This is a genomic window from Pseudomonas sp. PS01299 (genome assembly GCF_029960145.1).
GTDB lineage: Bacteria > Pseudomonadota > Gammaproteobacteria > Pseudomonadales > Pseudomonadaceae > Aquipseudomonas > Aquipseudomonas putida_A.
The window spans coordinates 1-3,464 of the sequence record NZ_JASCPO010000378.1 but is presented as its reverse complement, the minus strand read 5'-3'; the positions used below and the strand labels follow the sequence as shown (position 1 = coordinate 3,464).

Annotated in this window: 3 protein-coding genes; 1 reads left to right on the top strand and 2 read right to left on the bottom strand. The window is 59.6% G+C overall.

Features of this window, described 5'->3' with window-relative positions; genetic code table 11:
• Positions 1 to 141 precede the first annotated feature (141 nt).
• Together QMX91_RS29905 and QMX91_RS29900 are read right to left on the bottom strand one after the other, a co-directional pair.
• Positions 142 to 1,497: a GntP family permease gene (locus tag QMX91_RS29905; RefSeq protein ID WP_097085886.1), complete on the bottom strand. Its 1,356-nt coding sequence runs from the start codon at positions 1,495 to 1,497 to the stop codon at positions 142 to 144.
• Between the two features lie 82 nt (positions 1,498 to 1,579).
• Complete coding sequence (locus QMX91_RS29900) at positions 1,580 to 2,113, bottom strand: gluconokinase (protein WP_027612589.1); 534 nt, start codon at positions 2,111 to 2,113, stop codon at positions 1,580 to 1,582.
• A gap of 216 nt (positions 2,114 to 2,329) precedes the next feature.
• Here QMX91_RS29900 and QMX91_RS29895 point away from each other — a divergent pair, with 216 nt between their 5' ends.
• Positions 2,330 to 3,361 carry a LacI family DNA-binding transcriptional regulator gene (locus QMX91_RS29895; RefSeq protein ID WP_282413817.1) on the top strand — a complete coding sequence of 344 codons (1,032 nt, stop codon included), beginning with the start codon at positions 2,330 to 2,332 and terminating at the stop codon, positions 3,359 to 3,361.
• Positions 3,362 to 3,464: the final 103 nt, after the last annotated feature.

Here is a 3,464-nt window from a genome sequence, read left to right as displayed (position 1 = left end):
GTTCTTTTAAAATATTGCCCCCCCCTAACACCGGCCTGCGCCGCCCCCCCCCGCTCCCACAGGGGTAATGCATTCATCCTGATATCGTCGTGCACAAAAAAACCGCATCGCTGCGGTTTTTTTGTGTCTGCAAGAAGCTGCTTAGACGAACAGCGACAACAGCAGGATAAAGCCCAGGCCCACCACCGACAGGATGGTTTCCATCGCGGTCCAGGTCTTGAAGGTTTCGGCCACGGTCATGTTGAAGTACTGCTTCACCAGCCAGAAGCCGGCGTCGTTCACATGAGACAGGATCAACGAACCGGCACCGGTGGCCAGCACCAGCAGCTCACGGTTGACGCCCGGAATCATCCCCACCACCGGCACCACGATGCCCGCGCCCGTGATAGTCGCCACGGTGGCCGAACCGGTAGCAATACGAATCACCGCCGCCACCAGCCACGCCAGCAGGATCGGCGAAATCTGCGCGCTGACCGCCATGTGGCCGATCACGTCGCCCACACCACTGGTCACCAGCATCTGCTTGAAGCCACCACCGGCACCGATGATCAGAATGATCGCGGCGGTTGGCGCCAGGCTCGCGTCCAGCCACTTGAGCATCTGCTGCGAACCGATGCCCTGCTTGTGACCGAAGGTGTACAGCGACAGCAGCAACGCCAGCAGCAGTGCCGAGATCGGGTGACCGATCATGTCCATCCAGGTGCGGAAGAAGTGACCGTCCGGCAGCGCCACGTCAGCAAAGGTTTTCAGCAGCATCAGGAACACCGGCAGCAGCACGGTGATCAGGGTGATGCTGAAGCTCGGCAACTTGGTTGAGTCGTCGCTTTCACGGGCCAGTTGATCGACCAGCTCCTGATTCGGCGTGCCGGGAATGTGCTTGGCGATGAAGGTACCGAAGATCGGACCGGCGATGATTGCGGTCGGCAGCGCAACGATCAGACCGTAGAGGATGGTCTTGCCGATGTCGGCGCCGAACACGCCGATCGCCAGCAGCGGGCCCGGGTGCGGCGGCACCAGACCGTGTACGGCGGACAGGCCGGCGAGCAGCGGGATACCGATCTTGATGATCGACACACCGGTACGCCGGGCAACGATGAACACCAGCGGAATCAGCAGCACGAAGCCGATTTCGAAGAACAGCGGGATACCGACGAGGAACGCGGCGAACATCATTGCCCACTGCACTTTGTCCTTGCCGAAGGCGCGGATCAGTGTCTGCGCGATCTGATCGGCACCACCGGATTCGGCCATCATTTTGCCGAGCATGGTGCCCAACGCGAGGATGATGCCGACGAAACCGAGTACACCACCGAAGCCGTCCTGGAACGCCTTGATGATGGTGCCGATCGGCATGCCGGACGTCAGGCCGAGGAACGCGGCCGCAATGGTCAGCGAGATGAAGGGGTGAATCTTGAATTTGGTGATCAGGATAATCAGGCCGATTACCGTGACCACTGCATCGAGCAGCAGGTAGGCGTCGTGGGACATGCCAAACATTGGGGGTGTCTCCTGGCTTGTTGTTGTTATTAAAGCGGGTTAAACAGAATTCGTGAGGACAGCGCTAGCTCTTTCAACACACTCATACCGCCTGTTTCAGACCATGGGCCTGCCACCAGACGTGCGCCTGGGCCGCCAGTTCTTCAACGCTGTGGATCGAAGCATTCAGTGCCAGGGTCAACGGCTCGCCGACTGGTGATTCGAGGGTGGCGAACTGGCTTTCGATCAACGTTGCCGGCATAAAGTGGCCTGGGCGATGCGATACGCGGTCGGCGGCGACTTCAGGGGTCAGCTCAAGAAACACGAAGCCCAGGCCCGGCAAAGCACTGCGCAGCACTTCGCGATAACTGTGTTTAAGGGCCGAGCAGGTCAGCACCGGGCGTTTACCCGATGCATCGACGCGACGCAGTTCATCGCACAGGCTGTCGAGCCAGCCGGCACGGTCGTCGTCGTTCAAGGGGATCCCCGCGCTCATCTTTTCGATGTTGGCGGCCGGATGAAAAGTATCGCCTTCAATGGCAGTGGCGCCGCTCAATTGGCACAGGGCCTCGCTGACGCACGTCTTGCCGCAACCGGCAACGCCCATGATGACCAGGGCGGTGATGGGATGACTCATATAACACCTCAGCGCGCAGACAGCGCTACCTTTGCTAGCTATGACTCTAGTGCACAGGCAGAAGTTGCCGACGCCTTCTTGTCGTTTTTTTGGGTTGCAGCAGGTTTGTTCCCAACGCCAAAAAGCGAAGATCAGGCAGGACCTCGCTTACGCATTTGCAGCTGCATCAGGACAGCGCTACCTTAGTGCCTTGATTTTTGTTTGGCAAGCCGCCCGATGACCACCCCTAAAAACGATAAAAACACTCGCACCACCGGCCGTCCCACCCTTAATGAAGTTGCCCGCCTCGCCGGCGTGAGCCCGATTACCGCCTCCCGCGCCTTGCGCGGGGTCAGCACGGTCACCACGGAACTGGTGGAAAAAGTGCAGAAAGCCGCGCTTGAACTCAACTACGTGGTCAACCCTGCCGCCCGCGCATTGGCCTCAGCGCAGAGCCATTCAGTGGTGGTGCTGGTGCCATCGCTGTCCAACCTGCTGTTCATCGATACGCTGGAAGCCATTCATCGGGTGCTGACACCCAAGGGCTTCGAAGTGCTGATCGGCAACTTCCACTATTCGCGCGATGAAGAAGAAAACCTGTTGCGCAACTACATGGCTTATCAGCCGCGTGGTTTGCTGCTGACCGGGTTTGATCGCACGGAAAGTTCGCGGCGGATGATCGAGGCCAGCAATATTCCCTGCGTGTACATGATGGAACTGGACAGCGCTGCCGGCGTGAATTGTGTGGGTTTCTCGCAGCTCAATGCCGGCGAAACTGCTGCCGAACATTTGCTCTCGCGCGGTCGCAAGCGTCTGGCCTACATCGGTGCGCAACTGGATCAGCGCACCTTGTTGCGCGGTGAAGGTTTCCGCAAAGCCCTGCAGAAGGCCGGGCGCTACGACCCGGATCTGGAAGTGCTGACCCCGCGCTCCTCGTCCGTGGGCCTGGGCGGTGAACTGTTCCTGCAACTGCTGGCAGCGCATCCGGATGTGGATGCGATCTTCTTTGGTAACGACGACCTGGCGCAGGGTGCGCTGCTGGAGGCGCTGCGCAACGGGATCAAGATCCCCGAGCAGGTGGCGATTCTCGGCTTCAACGACTTGCCGATGTCCGAACACATGGTGCCGCGCCTGAGCAGCATCAACACCCCACGCGAGGCGATCGGCCGGCGTGCGGCGGAGCAAATGTTGACGTTGATGGCGGGCAACAGCGTGACGCGACCGGTTGAGGATATGGGTTTTGAACTAAAGATTCGCGAGAGTACCTGATCCTTCCCAAATGCTGAGTTGAAACACACCCCCTGTAGGAGTGAGCCTGCTCGCGATAGCGGTGTGTCATTCAACACATGCATCGCCTGACACAACGCTATCG

Excerpts from the sequence above, each read along its gene's own strand:
- QMX91_RS29905 (WP_097085886.1), bottom strand. The coding sequence starts at position 1,497 with ATGTTTGGCATGTCCCACGACGCCTACCTGCTGCTCGATGCAGTGGTC.
- QMX91_RS29900 (WP_027612589.1), bottom strand. The coding sequence starts at position 2,113 with ATGAGTCATCCCATCACCGCCCTGGTCATCATGGGCGTTGCCGGTTGC.
- QMX91_RS29895 (WP_282413817.1), top strand. The coding sequence starts at position 2,330 with ATGACCACCCCTAAAAACGATAAAAACACTCGCACCACCGGCCGTCCC.